This is a genomic window from Sphingomonas sp. (assembly GCF_965248875.1).
Classification (GTDB): domain Bacteria; phylum Pseudomonadota; class Alphaproteobacteria; order Sphingomonadales; family Sphingomonadaceae; genus Sphingomonas.
Genome location: NZ_CBDFKR010000007.1, coordinates 106,531 through 122,763 on the forward strand (window position 1 = coordinate 106,531; position 16,233 = coordinate 122,763).

The following is a 16,233-nucleotide window of genomic DNA, read 5'->3' on the forward strand; positions in this document are numbered from 1 at the left end:
GCCGCATGACCGCGCCCGCGCGCTTCGACGCGCAAAAGGCGGACGCGCACTGGCAGGGCGTGTGGGACTCGCAGCGGACCTTCGCCGCCGACGACGCCTCGCCGAAGCCCCGCGCCTACGTCCTCGAGATGTTCCCCTATCCTTCGGGACGCATCCATATGGGGCACGTCCGGAACTACACGATGGGCGACGTGCTGGCGCGTTACCGGCGGATGACCGGGCATGAGGTGCTCCACCCGATGGGGTGGGACGCGTTCGGCATGCCGGCCGAGAACGCCGCGATGGAGAAGGGTGTCCATCCCCGCGGCTGGACGCTCGACAACATCGCGGCGATGAAGGCGCAGCTGAAACGGCTGGGCTTCGCGCTCGACTGGAGCCGCGAACTCGCCACCTGCGAGCCCGATTATTACGGTCACGAACAGGCGCTGTTCCTCGACTTCTTCGCCGCCGGGCTGGTCTATCGCAAGGAGAGTGCGGTCAATTGGGACCCCGTCGACATGACTGTGCTCGCCAACGAGCAGGTGATCGACGGCCGCGGCTGGCGCTCGGGCGCGATCGTCGAAAAGCGCAAGCTCAGCCAGTGGTTCCTGAAGATCACCGCCTTTGCTGACGAGCTGCTCGACGGGCTGGGCGAGCTGAAGGACTGGCCCCACAAGGTCCGGCTGATGCAGGAGAACTGGATCGGCCGCAGCCAGGGGCTGCGCTTTCGCTTCGTCCTGTCTGGCGGGGCTTCCTCGGACGGGGGGCAGGTCGAGGTGTTCACGACGCGGCCGGATACGATCTTCGGATCGAGCTTCGTCGCCGTCGCCGCCGATCATCCGATTGCGCAAGCCGCCGCCGCACGCTCGCCCGACGCGGCGGCGTTCGTCGCGCGCTGCAAGCAGGGCGGCACCACCGCAGCCGAGCTAGATATGGCGGAAAAGCTGGGGTTCGACACCGGCCTGACGGCGCAGCATCCGTTCGACGCGCGCTGGCGTCTGCCGGTCTACATCGCCAATTTCGTGCTGATGGAGTTTGGCACCGGCGCGGTATTCGGCGTCCCCGCACACGACCAACGCGACCTAGACTTCGCGCGCAAATACGATCTGCCGGTCAAGCGCGTCGTATCGGAAGGTGACAGGACCGCACCTGTCTTCGCCGGCGACGAGGCGTGGACGGGCGCCGGCATGCTGGTCAATTCGCACTTCCTCGACGGCATGGACGTGGTCGACGGCAAGCGCGAGGTGATCGCGCGCGCGGAAGCGGGCGGCTGGGGCGAGGGCACGACGGTGTTCCGCCTGCGCGACTGGGGCGTGTCGCGCCAGCGCTATTGGGGCACGCCGATCCCGATCGTCCACTGCGCCTCCTGCGGCGCGGTGCCGGTGCCCAAGGACCAGCTGCCGGTGGTGCTGCCCGAGGATGTCGACTTTGCGACCCCGGGCAACCCGCTCGACCGGCACCCGACTTGGAAGCATGTCGCCTGCCCATGGTGTGGCGCCGACGCGGTCCGCGAGACCGACACGCTCGACACCTTCGCCGATTCGAGCTGGTATTTCATCCGCTTCGCGAGCCAGCCCAAGGATCGGCCGTTCGATCGCGCTGTTGCGGAGAATTGGCTGCCGGTCGGTCAGTATATCGGCGGCGTCGAGCATGCGATCCTGCACCTGCTCTACGCCCGCTTCTGGACGCGCGCACTCCAGCATCTCGGCAAGCTCGAGATCGCCGAGCCGTTCGCCGGGCTGTTCACGCAGGGCATGGTGACGCACGAGACGTACGCGCGCGCACCCAGCGACGATGCGCAGGCCATGATGGAATATAATGGTGTCTCGCCTTGGCTATCCCCTGACGAAATCGAGAAACGATCGGACGGAATCTTCGTCAAAACAACCGGCGCAAGAGCCACCGTTGGCCGCGTCGAGAAGATGTCGAAGTCGAAGAAGAACACGGTCGACCCGCTGCCGATCGTCGACCGCTACGGGGCGGACGCGGTGCGCTGGTTCATGCTGTCCGACAGCCCGCCTGAGCGCGACCTCGAATGGTCGATCAACGGCATCGAAGGCGCGTGGCGTTTTATTCAGCGGCTGTGGCGGCTGTTCGACGCCGGCGAGACGTCGGCCGGTGCGGACGGCGCGCTCGACCGCAAGGTTCACCAGACCATCGCCGGGGTCGCTGCGGATATCGACGCGCTCGCCTTCAACAAGGCGGTCGCCAAGCTGTACAAACTGGTCAACGCGATCGAGAAAGCACCGCCTTCCGCCTCGCGCACGGCAGCGATCCGCGCGGCGATGCTGCTGGTCGCGCCGATGGCGCCGCATCTGGCGGAGGAGGCTTGGGCGGCGGCAGGCGGCGAGGGGCTGATCGCCGATGCGCCCTGGCCCGCAGTCGATCCGGCGCTGCTCGTCGACGATCGGGTCACCATCGCGATCCAGGTCAACGGTAAGCTTCGCGATACGCTGACGCTGCCGAAGGGAGTCACGCGTGAGGAGGCGGAGGCGGCAGCGCTCGCCTCGGACAAGATCGTCAGCTTCCTCGCGGGCAAGCCGCCGAAAAAGGTCATCGTCGTGCCCGATCGTCTCGTGAACCTCGTCGCATGAAGAGCGCTGCACTTCTGCTGACGTTGCTGCCGCTCGGCGCGTGCGGACTTCACCCGCTCTATGCCGGCGGCGGGTCGGGGGCAGTGGCGATCGCGCTGACGGGGGTGGATGTCGCGCCGATCGAGGGGCGCGGCGGCTGGCTCGTCGCCAACGCTTTGCGCGATCGCCTCGGCGCGGGCTCTGGCGGCGGCAGCAGCGCGCGCTTCCGGCTCGACGTCCGCCTCGACGATCAGATCCGCGGCCTTGGCGTGCGGCGGGATGACTCGGTAGCGCGTGAGCGAAGGACGCTTCGTGCGCGCTATCAGCTAGTCGATCTCGCCACGAGCGCGGTGCTGCTCGACACCACGACCGGGTCGGACGCGGGCATTGACGTGGTCGGCTCTGAATATGCGACGATCGCTGCCGAGAATACCGCGCAGGAGCGGCTTGCCGGGATCGTCGCGGATCAGATCGTCGGCCGTCTGGCGCTGTACGCCCGCACCCATGCCGTGTCGCGGTGAAGGGGCAAAACGGTCAGCTGCCGAAACTCCGTTCCGACATTCGTCTGTATCTGTTTCACGGCGGCGATGAAGCAGGCGCAGCCGACCTGGCGCGGCGATTGGCCGCCGCGATGCCGGATGCCGAGCGCGTCGATATCGATGGTGCCGCCTTGAAGAAGGAGCCGGGACGTCTTGCCGACGAAGCCGCGTCGCTGTCGCTATTCGGCGACGCCCGCCTGATCCGCGCCGCACCGATCGGCGAAGAGAGCCTGGAAGCGCTACAGCTGCTTCTCGCCGCAGATCGCGGCGGCAGCCCGGTGATTGCGTTGGCTCCGTCCGTCAAGGCGACCGCCAAGGTGGTCAAACTCTCTCTCGATAGCCCGCGGGCGGTGGCCGTCGCCTGCTACCCACCTGGCGCCGCCGATGCGGAGAAGCTTGCCGCCGCCATGCTGGCCGCCGCCGGACTGCGGCCGGCGCCTCACGTCGCCCACCGGATCGCCGAGAGCGCGGGCATGGACCGCGCGGTGATGGCACGCGAAGTCGACAAGCTGGCGATTTATCTCGACGCGGCGCCCGACCGACCGCGCGACGCGGCGGGGGCGGACCTCGATGCGGTGGGCGCCAATCTGGGCGAAGGCGAACTGATGGCGGCGGTCGATGCGCTCGCCGACGGCAAGGCGGCCGATCTCGGCGCGGTGTTGGCCCGGCTGGATGAGGGCGGCGGCTCGCCGGTCCCCTGGCTCCGTGCGATGCAGCGCAAGCTGGTCACGCTTGCCGACATGCGGCTCGCGATTGATCGCGGTGAGCCGGTCGACGCGGTGATGAAGCGGAACCGAATATACCGGAGCGAGGTCGACCGCACCACGCGCCAGCTCCGCCGCTGGACGCCGCCGATGATCTCTCATGCACTTGGCCGCGTTCGACACGCCGAACTGGCGGCGATGAGCGCACATAATGCCGGCGCGGTTGCCGCCGAGCACGAACTCGTCGCACTCAGCCGTCGTCTGCAACGTCGCTAGATAGTCTCGCCGGTCAGCCGCTGACAGAGCATGTCGAGCTGGTCGAGCGTGGAATAGCTGAGCGTCAGGGTTCCTCCCGCCGGGCCATGCTGAACGCGCACCGCGACGCCCAGCAGGTCGGCAAGCTGCCGCTCCAGCGCGACGCTGTCCGCATCAGGTGTTGCGTCCGCGCGTTCACGCCGAGTCCGAGACGCGTCACCTTTGCCTTTTGCGGTACGCGCCAACGCCTCCGTCTCGCGCACAGACAGCCCGCGGGCGACGACATCCGCCGCCAGATCTTCGACGTTCGCCGCGCCGAGTAAGGCCCGAGCATGTCCCATCTGTAAACCGCCGGACACGACGAGCGTTTGCACCGTGGGGGGCAAATCAAGCAGCCGCAGCAGGTTGGCGATGTGGCTGCGCGATTTGTGGACGATCTGCGCCAGCGCTTCCTGCGTGTGGCCATAGTCCTGCGCGAGGCGCTGATAGGCTTGCGCTTCCTCAATCGCGTTAAGGTCCTGACGCTGGATATTCTCGACCAGCGCGATCTCCAGCGTCTCCGCTTCGTCGAAGTCGCGCACGACGACCGGTACTTCGTGAAGCTGCGCGCGTTGCGCCGCCCGCCACCGCCGTTCGCCCGCGACGATCTGATATCCGCGCCCATGCGGCCGAACGACGATCGGCTGGATGACGCCACGCGACCTGATCGAGGCTGCAAGCTCGTCGAGCAAGCCGTCGTCAAAATGACGCCGCGGCTGATGCGGATGGGGCTGGAGCGAGCCGGTCGGCAAAGTGCGGACACCGTGCGCGCCGCTGCCTTCCCCCACAGGCGTTTCGCGCGCGATCTCACCGAGCAGCGCGTTGAGCCCACGCCCCAGTCCGCGTTTCTCGATCATGCCGCTTTTGCTCCAACGGCCTGGGGCAAACGCCCGATCAACTCGCGCGCCAAGGCGATATACGCTTCGGACCCACTACACCGGTGGTCGTAGATCAGCGCAGGCAAGCCGTGGCTTGGCGCCTCCGACAGGCGCACGTTGCGTGGAATGACCGTGTCGAACACGACCTTACCCAGAACCGCCCGGACATCCGCGGCGACCTGATCGGTCAAGCGATTGCGGCGATCGTACATCGTCAGCGCCACGCCGATGATCGACAGCCCAGGGTTGAACCGCGCGCGAATACGTTCAACGGTCGAGAGGAGCTGCGACAAGCCTTCCAGCGCAAAGAACTCGCATTGCAGCGGCACCAGCAAGCGGTCGGCCGCAACCATTGCGTTGATCGTCAGCAGGCCGAGCGACGGCGGACAGTCGATCAGCACCACGTCCCACCTCGCCGAAGCGGTCTGCAGCGCCATATCGAGACGGTGGGTGCGCTGATCAAAGTCGACCAGCTCGATCTCCGCGCCGGAAAGGTCGACCGTCGCCGGCACGATGTCGAGCCGCGGAACCTTTGTTGCAACCACGGCAACGTCAACGCTCGCCGTTCCGATGAGTACCTCATAAGATGACCGCAGGCGGCTTGCCTGAGTGATACCCAGCCCCGTGGAGGCATTGCCTTGCGGATCAAGGTCGATCAGCAGCACGTGCTTCCCGGTGGCGGCTAGGGCGGTGGCGACGTTGATAGCGCTGGTGGTTTTGCCCACGCCCCCTTTCTGATTGGCGACAGCGATGATCATGACGGTTCGACGCTATGCCTGAAGCTCACCCCGTCAAGAATTAGAATCGAACTAAGTTCGTCGGTTATGCTTTGTTTCACGTGGAACTCTCCCGACCAGCGTCGGCCCAACGACCTCAGCTCGGCCGCACCTTGCCGCCCGCGAGGTAATAGCCATCGCGTTTCCATAGTGGCGCAGGCCGACGCTGCACACAAAAGCCTTTCAACCGGCGCAACGGCACGCGCGGATACGACTTTGGAGGGGTGTTGTAGATGCTCGATCTTGGATGTGACGATCTGCACATTTGTAATGCCCAGCACGCTGACCGCATGGCTCAGAAATGCGGCCCTAAGCCGCCGCGGTTCCACCAGCACGGTCGGCTCGGGTCGCAGAGCAGCGACGATCAGGCCCGGAAAGCCGGCTCCGGTGCCGACGTCCAGCCAGGTTCCATCTCGTGGCGCAAGCGACACCAGCTGCGCCGAGTCGACGATGTGACGAGCCCAGATTGATCCTATAGTCGAGGCCGCGATGAGATTCTGTTGTGCCGTTTCCCGCTGCACCAAAGTCGCAAATCTGCGCAGCCGGTCTCGCGATGCTGCGCCGAATCGCATCGCCACCCAATCCTGTGCTTCCTCCTCGTTCACGCTGCCAGGCGGCGCGCGTGGAGCAAGAGCGCAGCCAAAGCCGCGGGCGTCACACCGCGAATACGCGACGCGGCGCCCAACGTCCTGGGGCCCGCCAACGACAGGCGATCGACCATCTCCGTCGACAGCCCGGGTACTTCCGCAAAGCGGAGCGTTGACGGGAGCGCCACCTCTTCCTCGCTGCGCAACCGCTTCACCTCCGCCGCCTGACGTTCGATATACGGGGCGTAGCGGGCATCCTCGACGATCTCATCACGAACGTCGGCGGGAAATGCCATTGCGCCGTCAACCACATCCTCAAGATTCGCCCCGTCAACGCTCAACCATGTGAAAGCACTTCGCCTAGCTCTGTCCTGCGCGACCGACCCGCCCCGTGCGGTTATCTCGCCGGCAGTCAACTGCCGCTCCAGCGCTCCCTGCAGTAATTGGCGTTGCCGCGCGCGCTCTTCCTGGTGTTTCAGTCGCGTCGTTGACAAGCAACCTGCCCGCGCCGCCACCTCACCCAGCCGCGTCTCGGCATTGTCCGGACGCAGCGAAAGCCGGAATTCCGCACGGGCGGTGAGCATCCGGTACGGCTCCGTCACGCCCTGCAACGTAAGGTCGTCGATCATCACGCCGAGATAGCTTGAAGCACGATCCAGCCGCACTGGCGCGTTACCGAGCGCCTGCGCGGCGGCGTTGAGGCCGGCGATAAGGCCCTGCCCCGCGGCTTCTTCATAACCGGTCGTGCCATTGATCTGCCCGGCGCAGAACACGCCATGGATGGCGCGCAGCGCCAAAGCATCATCGAGGGAACGTGGATCCAGATAATCATACTCGACAGCGTAGCCCGACATCGTAATCCGCGCTCGTTCCAGCCCGGATATGGTTGCAAGGATCGCCTGCTGCACGTCCGTCGGCAATGAGGTGGACAGACCGTTAGGATAGACGGTCGGTTCACTCAGCCCCTCAGGTTCCAGGAATAGCTGATGCCCATCGCGGTCGCCAAATCGCTGTACCTTATCCTCGATCGACGGGCAGTAACGTGGCCCATTGGCTTCGATCGCGCCGGTGAACAGCGGCGATCGCGCGAAACTGTCGCGGATGATCGCGTGCGTGGCGTCGTTGGTCCGGGCGATCGAACAGGCAATCTGAGGTAGTCGACGCCGCGTCGCCATTGCGGACATATGCCAGACATCGCTATCACTGGGCTGCTCTTCGAGCTTGGCCCAATCGATACTGCGGCCGTCGAGCCTCGGCGGGGTGCCGGTCTTCAGCCGTCCCATTGGAAGCCCGGCGGCACGCAACTGTTCCGCCAGCGCAGTTGCCGGCCGCTCGTCGATCCTTCCGCCCCCTAGTCGCTCGTTGCCCCGAAAGAGCCTCGCTGCGAGAAACGTTCCAGTCGCAAGGACCACGGTCGTGGCATACACGACAGATGCATCGGCCAAAACGACCCCGGCGCACCGGTCGCCGTATAGGTGCAGGGCGGTTACCTCACCTTCGATCACGGTGAGTAATGGCTCACTTTTGAGCATCGTCTGGATCGCCATCGCGTAAAGTTCACGATCGGCTTGGATACGCGGCCCACGAACGGCCGCGCCTTTGCTTCGGTTGAGCATGCGATGGTGAATAGCCGCAGCATCGGCCGCGCGTGCGATCAGGCCGTCGAAGGCGTCGACCTCGCGAACGATATGGCCTTTGCCGACGCCACCAATTGAGGGATTGCAGCTCATCGCGCCGATACGCCGAGTGTCGAACGTCAGCAGCGCCACCTTTGCGCCGGCGCGAGCGGCAACGGCCGCAGCTTCGCAGCCGGCATGACCACCACCAACGACCGCGACGTCGAACATTTGCAAGCTCTAGAGCTGTCACCGCGGCTCGTCAAAACTGTTCCACGTGGAACAAGCTATTTGCCCAGGCAGAAGCGGCCGAAAAGGTTGTCGAGCATCGACTCTGTCGCGTCGAGCCCGACGATCCGAGCAAGAGAACGATGAGCGATCCGTAGCTGCTCGGCCGCAATGAGAAGGTCGTCCTCCAGATCTAGCGCGACAGCTGCAGCCTTACAGCTGACGCGTTGCGCAGCCTTGAGCGGCAGATCGTCGGCTTTGGGCAGGAGCGTCTCGCTGCAAATCAGCAAAGCACGCCAGACATGCTCGATCGCTTCCGGCATGTCATGACGGACCGCAAGATCGCGGCTAGCGGGTACTATCCGCCGCTCGGGAAGATCGGCGCGAGCATGCAGCCAGATTGCGTCAGCCCGGGGCGGGGGTTCATCACCCAGCCAAAGCACGACATCTGCCGTCTCGATCGCTTCCCAGGCACGGGCGACACCGATCTGCTCCACGACGTCGATCGCATCGTTCAGGCCGGCGCTGTCGATCAACAGCCATGCTCGCCCGCCATGGACGACCGGCGCCTCGATGCGGTCGCGCGTCGTACCCGCCTGCGGCGAGACGATCGCCGCATCTCGCGCGCTCAGCAGGTTGAACAAGGTCGACTTGCCGGCATTGGGGGGACCGGCGATGACAACGCGAATGCCGTCGCGCAGCCGCTCTACCGGCGGGGCAGCAAGCACCGCTTCTATTCGAGCGCGCAGCGCCGCCGCATCCGCCAGCGCGCTGTCTAACAGCCCCGCCTCGACCCCGGCATCCCCCTCTTCAGCATAATCAAGCAGCACTTCGATCTGTGCCGAAAGCCGCGCGCACTCGTTCATCCAACCGTGGATAACGCTGCTCAAACGTCCCTCGCTGGCGTATAGCGCCGCCCGACGCTGATCCTCCGTTTCTGCTTGGAGCAGGTCTGCCAGCCCTTCCGCTTGGGCGAGGTCGATGCGTCCATTGGTCAGCGCCCGTCGTGTGAACTCCCCCGGCTGTGCAAACCGCAAACCGGGGCGCTCAACCAGCGCAGCCATCACCGCCGCGACGACGGCACGTCCGCCGTGACAATGAAACTCGACAAGATCCTCTCCCGTGGCGCTGTCAGGCCCTGGAAAGACGAGCACCAGCGCGCGGTCTAGCAGGCCGCCATGGCTCCGGCGCAACGCACGCAGTGCTGCACGGCGCGGTGGCGGCAGCGCGCCTGCGAGCGCTCCGGCCGCGGCTACGGCCTCCGGTCCACTCACCCGCACGATCGCAATCGCGGCGGGCGGGCGGCCGCTAGACACTGCGACGATCGTATCCATCAGCCCTTCGGCTTCGCGGTCCCGCCCTCGAGCAACCGCCGCCACATCGCCAGCCCCGCCTCGCCCATTGGCGCCCAGCTCTTCATCAGCCCCTCCAGAACCTCCGGCTTCAGGGCATTGCCGGACATCGCATCGAGCAACAACTGGACATAGCGCTCATGGACGGGCGAGAGGTCCGGCAAGCCAATCGCGCGGCGCGCCTCTTCGGGGGTGAGGTCGATATCGACAGTGACCTTCATGCGCTTCTCCTTGGCCAAAGAGCGGAGCAGGATGCTGGCGACAAGGTGCCGTCGACTGCGCGCTGCTCACCACGAGGTAAGCTGACTCAGCCGAGCAGGCGCCCGATACCGACCTCCGGATCGACATAGCCGTCATAGATCATGTGCCCTGCCACATAGAGGATGACCACCAGTCCGATATAGGCGATCCAGCGGTGTCGCTCGATGAACCGCGCAATGATGTTCGCCGCCACCGCCATCAGCGTCACCGACAGGGCCAGCCCAAAGAACAGTACCGTCGGGTGATCGCGCGCCGCGCCTGCCACGGCGAGAACGTTGTCGAGGCTCATCGACAGGTCGGCCAGCGCGACCTGAATCGCCGCCTTGGCGAAACTCTTGGTCGGCGCGACACCTTCGATCTGCGGGGTAGCCGGATCGTCAACCGGCTTAGCATGTTGACCGCGAAGCTCGCGGAACAGCTTCCAAGCCACCCACAGCAGCAACAGCCCACCCGCGAAAAGCAGACCGATGACATGAAGTAGCTGCGTCGCAAAAAACGCGAACAGGACCAGGCAGGCGAGCGCGATGCCGACCCCCAGCCCCAGGACCCGCTTGCGATCCTTGGGCTCCAGCCCCGCCGCCAGCGTGCCCAGAACCACAACATTGTCACCCGCCAGCATCAGATCGATCATCAGCACCTGACCGAGCGCGGTCAGCCCGGCAGGAGAGAGGGCGTCGGCTAGGCTCAGCGTGGGCATCGGGTGCAGCCTAGCGCTTCAACGCAGCGAATGCGAGGCGCGGGGTGCGCCATGGCGTGTCCGCTGCGTCATCTGATGCCTGGAGCGGTGCTGCCGGTCTGGCCGGCAAGCGTGCCGTGTCCGACGCAGCTACGCTGCACGCCGCACTATTGATTCATGCTCTCGAAGAATGCCTCGTTGGACTTCGAATCCTTCATCTTGTCTAGCAGGAACTCCATCGCATCGGTGGTGCCCATCTGCATCAGGATACGGCGGAGCACCCACATCTTGGATAGCTTCGCCTTGTCGACCAGCAGCTCGTCCTTGCGCGTGCCGCTCTTGCCGACATCCAGCGCCGGGAAAATGCGCTTGTCCGCAACCTTGCGGTCGAGCACGATCTCCGAATTGCCGGTGCCCTTGAACTCCTCGAAGATGACCTCGTCCATCCGGCTGCCGGTGTCGATCAGCGCGGTGGCGATGATCGACAAGCTGCCGCCCTCCTCGATATTGCGCGCCGCGCCGAAGAAGCGCTTTGGCCGCTGCAGCGCGTTAGCATCGACGCCGCCGGTCAGCACCTTGCCCGAACTCGGCACGACGGTGTTGTAGGCGCGCCCCAGCCGCGTGATCGAGTCGAGCAGGATCACGACATCCTTCTTGTGCTCGACCAGCCGCTTGGCCTTTTCAATCACCATTTCAGCAACTTGCACGTGCCGGGTCGCCGGCTCGTCGAAGGTGGAGGAGACGACCTCACCCTTCACCGAGCGCTGCATGTCGGTGACCTCCTCCGGCCGCTCGTCGATCAGCAGCACGATCAGGAAAACCTCCGGATGATTCTCCGAAATCGCACGCGCGATGTTCTGGAGCATCACGGTCTTGCCGACCCGCGGCGGCGCGACAATAAGCGTACGCTGCCCCTTGCCCTGCGGGCTGACGATGTCGATCACCCGCGCCGACTTGTCCTTGATCGTCGGATCGAAGGTGTCGAGCGTCAGCTTTGCTTCGGGATAGAGCGGCGTCAGATTGTCGAAATTCACGCGGTGGCGCACGGCATCAGGATCGTCGAAATTGACCTGGGTCAGCCGGGTCAGCGCGAAATAGCGCTCGCCGTCCTTGGGCCCGCGAATCTCGCCCTCGACTGTATCGCCGGTGCGGAGACCATGCTTGCGGACCTGGTTGGGCGAGACATAGATGTCGTCGGGTCCGGCAAGATAATTGGCCTGCGGGCTGCGCAGGAAGCCGAAGCCGTCCTGCAACACCTCGATCGTGCCCTCGCCCATGATCTGGTCGCCATTGTCGGCCTGGACCTTGAGGATCGCGAACAGCAGGTCCTGCTTGCGGAGCGTCGATGCGCCCTCGACGCCGAGTTCCTCGGCCATGCTCACCAGATCGGCGGGCGTCTTCTTCTTCAAATCTTTGAGATGCATAGGTAATTCCGGTAGGCAAGCGGGCGCAGAAAAGGCGCGATGGACAGCAGGCTGACGCTGTGAAGAGCGGTCTCGGCAGGACGCCGGCCACTACGCTTGGGTTCGTGAGGTAAGAGCCGCGCCCATTCCCGTCAAGCGCGTTAGAAGGGGCGAACGATCACCAGCACGACGATCAGGACCGTGAACAGCGCCGGTACTTCGTTGACGAGCCGCAGCTGCCGCGCGGTCAGCCGAGCCTCGCCACGCCCCAGCCGCCGGGCATAGCCGACCGCCCAGCCATGGTAGCCGGACAGGATGACCACCAGCGCCAGCTTGGCCTGCAGCCAGCCCAGCCCCGCCTGCCCGTCGAACAGCCCCAGATTGGCCGCTAGCGCGATCCCTAGCAGCCATACCGCGATCATCGCCGGCGTGACGATGACGCGCCGCAGCCTGTTCTCGCGCTCGACCCAGCACGCTGCCTCGGGCGTACCGAGCGCGTCCTGATGATGAACCAGATAGCGAGGTAGGATGAACAGCCCCGCCATCCAGAAGATAACGAACACGACGTGCGCGGCTTTGACCCACAGATAGGCGCTGCCAAGCCAGCCGGTCATGATGTTGCTCCAACCCGCGCCAGCAGGGCCTCGACATGCGCTATCGGGGTATGCTGCCCGATGCCATGGCCAAGATTGAACACGTGCGGCCGCTCCGGAAAGGCGGCGAGCACCCGGTCGATCCCGCGCGCCAGCGTCTCGCCGCCGGTCAGCAGCGCCAGCGGATCCAGATTGCCCTGCACTGGCAGCCCGGCTGGCAAGGCTGCATCGGCCCAGACCGGATCGACCGTCTCGTCCAGACCGATCGCGTCGGGACGCACCCCGGAAACATAGGCGGTCAGCTTGGCGCCCGCCCCCTTGGGAAAGCCGATGATCGGCACCCCGGGACATCGGTCCCGCAGCGCCGCGACGATGCGGGCATTGGGCGCAATGACCCAGCGCTCGAACTGCTCCGGCGACAGGCTGCCGGCCCAGCTGTCGAACAGTTGCACCGCCTCTACTCCCGCCGCGATCTGCGCCGCCAGATAGTCGACGGTGAGCGCCGTGACGGCGTCGATGATCGCGTCGAACGCTTGGGGGTCGCGATAGGCGAATTGTCGCGTCTCGCCCTGGTCCTTGGACCCTTGCCCGGCAACCATGTAGGTCGCGACCGTCCAGGGCGAGCCTGCAAAGCCAAGGAAGGTCGTGGCCGGCGGCAGCGCTGCTGCGACGCGGCGCACGGTCTCATAGATCGGCTGCAGCCGCTCAGGTGCGGCGATCAGCATATCAAGCGCGGCGTCGACCAGCGCCGGCATCAGCCGCGGGCCCTCGCCTGCGCCGAAGGTCAGCTCCTGCCCGAGCGACCACGGCACCATCAGGATGTCGGAGAACAGGATCGCGCCATCGAAGCCGAACCGGCGGATCGGCTGCAGCGTCACCTCGGCAGCCGCTACCGGATCGGTCGCAAGCGCCAGGAAACCTCCCTTCTGCTCCCGCAGCGCACGGTATTCAGGCAGATACCGCCCCGCCTGACGCATCAGCCAGACCGGAGGCACCGCCTGCCGCTCACCCTTCAGCGTTGCAAGCAGTGGCTTGTGGACGGGACGATCGGGCAGGGCAATTCTACCTAAGAAGAAGAATCTTAAAGAGGATGTTGATGCTGTTGGCGCGTTGATCGCCGCCATGAACGGCCGTCCAGCTTTTGCCAACAGGTTGACCCAGCAAAGCCCCTCGCATGTACGTCGATTCAAGCGCTCATGCCCATTATTCACAGGTTGGGGATGGAACGCTGCGCCGTGCGTCGAATTGTGGATGGAACCGAACTCATCCACGCCGGCGGGCTCGCTTGGCGGGCAGGACCGGTTGCGCTAGCGATCGTCCGCATGTTGTCCACAGAGTCATACGGCGGCGGATGAAGCTTCATCTCCACCTCCTCTCGGACTCCACCGGCGAGACGCTGGAGAACATCGCCAAGGCGGCGCTTGCCCAATATGACGACGTCGACACCGTGCGCCATTTCTGGCCGATGGTGCGCACGGAAGCTCATCTCGAACGCATCCTGCAGGAGATCGCGCAGAACCCTGGACTGGTGATCTTCACCCTCGTCAATCCGGCCACGCGCCGCATCTTGGAGAGCCGCTGCCGCGAGCTTGGGCTGCCATCAGTGGCACCGCTCGATCCGGTCAACGACGCGCTGTCGGCGCTGCTCGGGCAGACTGCCAAGGCCCGCCCCGGCCGCCAGCACGCACTCGACGCCGCCTATTTTGCCCGGGTCGACGCGATCCAGTTCACCATCGCGCATGATGACGGCGTCGGCGCGGAGAACTGGGAAGCGGCCGACATCGTGCTCGCGGGCGTGTCGCGATCGTCCAAGACGCCGACGTCGATCTATCTCGCCAATCGCGGCTTCAAGACCGCCAACATCCCGATTGTGGTCGAAAGTCCGCCACCGCGCTCGCTATTTGCCTTGGAGCATCCCCTCGTCGTCGGGCTCACCACCAGCGCCGACCGGCTGATCGCGGTGCGCCGCAACCGCTTGCTGTCGCTCAATCAGGCGCCCGACACGAGCTATGTCGATGAGGAGGCGGTGACGCGCGAACTCGCCTATGCGCGGCGGATGTTCGCGGACAATGGCTGGCCCGTGATCGACGTCACGCGCCGCAGCATCGAGGAGACCGCGGCAGCGATCATTGCGCTGTGTCAGGAGCGTAGGGAAGGCGAAGCGCAAGAGACGAGATAGCTGCGCTATCTCGCACGCGAGCGAGATCGGCGGGCGGCCTGCGCCGTCCGACGAAGCACCTTTGCCGTGGCGGGCCGTGGAGGTAGGCTGCGATTGGATGATATCGCTGATCCTCGCCTCTCAATCGGCATCCCGCCGCGCGATGCTAGCCGCCGCCGGCGTTCCGTTCGTCGCGCAGGCAGCGGGGGTCGACGAGACTGCCGTCAAGGCGTCACTCGCGGATCTGGCCCCGCGCGACCTTGCCGATGCGCTCGCGGAACTGAAGGCGCTCAAGGTGTCGGCGTGCGCCCCCGCCGCGCTGGTGCTCGGTAGCGACTCGATCGTAGCGCTCGCCGACGGTTCGCTCCTCGACAAGCCCGAGAGCCGGGAAGAGGCCGCCGCGCACCTCGCCCGAATGAGCGGCGGCGTCCACGCGCTATGGAGCGCCGTGGTGGTCGCCGAGGGCGGCCGCGCGGTGTGGCGCCAGGTCGATCGCGCGACGCTGCACGTCAGGACGCTGTCCTACAGCTTCATCGAACGCTATCTTGACGCGGAATGGCCGGCGGTCGGTGGTTGCGTCGGGGTGTTCCGGATCGAGGGGATCGGCGTGCAGCTGTTCGACCGCATCGAGGGCAGTCACTTCACCGTGCTTGGCCTGCCGCTGCTACCGGTGCTCGGCTATCTGCGGACGCGCGGGCTGCTGGATGCGTGAGCAGCCGCTTTCACCGCACCAGTGTGACCCTGGTGTGACCTTTCACCCGTGATCGTGCCCTATGCCGAGGTGATCGGCGACCCGATCGCCCAGTCCAAGTCTCCGCGGATCCATCGCTTCTGGCTCGACGCGCTTGGGCTAGACGGCGAGTACGGCCGCACGCCCGTGACCACGGCCGACCTCCCCGCTTACATCGCCGAGCGTCGCGACGACCCTGCATGGCGGGGCTGCAACGTCACCATCCCGCACAAGATTGCGGTGATGGACCTGGTCGACGATCCGGGCGGGGTACGCAATTCGATCGGCGCGATGAACACGGTGCTGCGCCAGCCCGACGGGCCGGAAGGAGCAGGCAACCGCCTGATCGGCACCAACACCGACGCCGCCGGGTTCGCGGCGCCGATCGCCGATCTCGATCTGGCAGGGCAGCACGCGACCGTCGTCGGGGCGGGCGGTGCGGCGCGGGCGGTGCTGTGGGCACTGGCCAGACTCGGGGTGGAGCGGGTGACGCTGATGAACCGCTCGCCGCTCAAGGCCGCGGGCCTCATGTCACGGTTCGGGCTGAAGGGCGATGTGGTGCCGCTCGACGCGCCGCTCGCGCCGACCGTGGCGCTGCTCGTCAACGCCAGCCCGCTCGGGATGAGCGGCCAACCCCCGCTCGTGCTCGACCTGTCCCCCCTGTCCGAGGACGCGGTCGTCTACGACATCGTTTACGCGCCGCTGGAGACGCCGGTGCTGGCCGCCGCCCGTGCCCGCCATCTCGCCACCGTCGACGGGCTGGAGATGCTGATCGGCCAGGCCGCGCTCGCCTTCGAGCTGTTCTTCGGCAAGCCCCCGCCCCGCGACCAGGACGCGGCGTTGCGAGAGCATCTGAACGCGTGAGCCAGATCACGCTCGGCCTCAC

General features: G+C 65.9%; 16 protein-coding genes. 6 read left to right on the plus strand and 10 right to left on the minus strand.

Annotation, left to right across the window (positions count from 1 at the left end):
- Positions 1-5: 5 nt before the first annotated feature.
- From leuS to holA, 3 genes are read left to right on the plus strand one after another with little or no spacing between them, the layout of a single operon-like run.
- Entirely contained in the window at positions 6-2,573 is a 2,568-nt protein-coding gene (leuS, locus tag ACP2AD_RS05270) for a leucine--tRNA ligase (RefSeq protein WP_425229034.1), read from the plus strand.
- A complete protein-coding gene (gene lptE, locus ACP2AD_RS05275; protein ID WP_425229035.1) occupies positions 2,570-3,073 on the plus strand; it encodes an LPS assembly lipoprotein LptE in 504 nt (167 codons plus the stop codon). Before leuS ends, lptE begins: the two co-directional genes overlap by 4 nt.
- On the plus strand, positions 3,070-4,071 hold the full coding sequence (gene holA, locus ACP2AD_RS05280) for a DNA polymerase III subunit delta (RefSeq protein ID WP_425229036.1): 1,002 nt from the start codon (positions 3,070-3,072) through the stop codon (positions 4,069-4,071). Before lptE ends, holA begins: the two co-directional genes overlap by 4 nt.
- Here the strand turns inward: holA and ACP2AD_RS05285 are convergent.
- The 10 genes from ACP2AD_RS05285 to hemE all read right to left on the minus strand — a co-directional run bounded on the left by ACP2AD_RS05285 (position 4,068) and on the right by hemE (position 13,514).
- Positions 4,068-4,946, minus strand: coding sequence for a ParB/RepB/Spo0J family partition protein (locus ACP2AD_RS05285; RefSeq protein ID WP_425229037.1), 879 nt, complete (start codon positions 4,944-4,946; stop codon positions 4,068-4,070). The genes holA and ACP2AD_RS05285 overlap by 4 nt on opposite strands.
- On the minus strand, positions 4,943-5,725 hold the full coding sequence (locus tag ACP2AD_RS05290) for a ParA family protein (protein WP_425229038.1): 783 nt from the start codon (positions 5,723-5,725) through the stop codon (positions 4,943-4,945). The genes ACP2AD_RS05285 and ACP2AD_RS05290 overlap by 4 nt, the downstream gene beginning before the upstream one ends.
- A complete protein-coding gene (locus ACP2AD_RS05295; protein WP_425229039.1) occupies positions 5,722-6,348 on the minus strand; it encodes a 16S rRNA (guanine(527)-N(7))-methyltransferase RsmG in 627 nt (208 codons plus the stop codon). The genes ACP2AD_RS05290 and ACP2AD_RS05295 overlap by 4 nt, the downstream gene beginning before the upstream one ends.
- On the minus strand, positions 6,345-8,177 hold the full coding sequence (mnmG, locus tag ACP2AD_RS05300) for a tRNA uridine-5-carboxymethylaminomethyl(34) synthesis enzyme MnmG (RefSeq protein ID WP_425229040.1): 1,833 nt from the start codon (positions 8,175-8,177) through the stop codon (positions 6,345-6,347). Before mnmG ends, ACP2AD_RS05295 begins: the two co-directional genes overlap by 4 nt.
- A gap of 56 nt (positions 8,178-8,233) precedes the next feature.
- A complete protein-coding gene (gene mnmE / locus ACP2AD_RS05305; RefSeq protein WP_425229041.1) occupies positions 8,234-9,508 on the minus strand; it encodes a tRNA uridine-5-carboxymethylaminomethyl(34) synthesis GTPase MnmE in 1,275 nt (424 codons plus the stop codon).
- On the minus strand, positions 9,508-9,747 hold the full coding sequence (locus ACP2AD_RS05310) for a DUF6489 family protein (protein WP_425229042.1): 240 nt from the start codon (positions 9,745-9,747) through the stop codon (positions 9,508-9,510). Before ACP2AD_RS05310 ends, mnmE begins: the two co-directional genes overlap by 1 nt.
- Before the next feature lie 86 nt (positions 9,748-9,833).
- On the minus strand, positions 9,834-10,484 hold the full coding sequence (locus ACP2AD_RS05315; RefSeq protein ID WP_425229043.1) for a YjbE family putative metal transport protein: 651 nt from the start codon (positions 10,482-10,484) through the stop codon (positions 9,834-9,836).
- Between the two features lie 146 nt (positions 10,485-10,630).
- On the minus strand, positions 10,631-11,887 hold the full coding sequence (rho, locus tag ACP2AD_RS05320; RefSeq protein ID WP_425229044.1) for a transcription termination factor Rho: 1,257 nt from the start codon (positions 11,885-11,887) through the stop codon (positions 10,631-10,633).
- A 140-nt stretch (positions 11,888-12,027) separates the two neighbouring features.
- Positions 12,028-12,480: a CopD family protein gene (locus tag ACP2AD_RS05325; protein ID WP_425229045.1), complete on the minus strand. Its 453-nt coding sequence runs from the start codon at positions 12,478-12,480 to the stop codon at positions 12,028-12,030.
- Positions 12,477-13,514, minus strand: a complete 1,038-nt coding sequence (gene hemE, locus ACP2AD_RS05330) for a uroporphyrinogen decarboxylase (RefSeq protein WP_425229221.1) — start codon at positions 13,512-13,514, stop codon at positions 12,477-12,479. Before hemE ends, ACP2AD_RS05325 begins: the two co-directional genes overlap by 4 nt.
- A 296-nt stretch (positions 13,515-13,810) precedes the next feature.
- On the opposite strand from hemE, the gene ACP2AD_RS05335 reads away from it, so the two are divergent.
- The 3 genes from ACP2AD_RS05335 (at position 13,811) to ACP2AD_RS05345 (ending at position 16,211) form a co-directional block, all read left to right on the plus strand.
- Entirely contained in the window at positions 13,811-14,638 is an 828-nt protein-coding gene (locus ACP2AD_RS05335; protein ID WP_425229046.1) for a pyruvate, water dikinase regulatory protein, read from the plus strand.
- A 97-nt stretch (positions 14,639-14,735) separates the two neighbouring features.
- Complete coding sequence (locus ACP2AD_RS05340) at positions 14,736-15,329, plus strand: Maf family protein (protein WP_425229047.1); 594 nt, start codon at positions 14,736-14,738, stop codon at positions 15,327-15,329.
- Positions 15,330-15,383: 54 nt separating this feature from the next.
- Entirely contained in the window at positions 15,384-16,211 is an 828-nt protein-coding gene (locus tag ACP2AD_RS05345; protein ID WP_425229222.1) for a shikimate dehydrogenase family protein, read from the plus strand.
- Positions 16,212-16,233 lie beyond the last annotated feature (22 nt).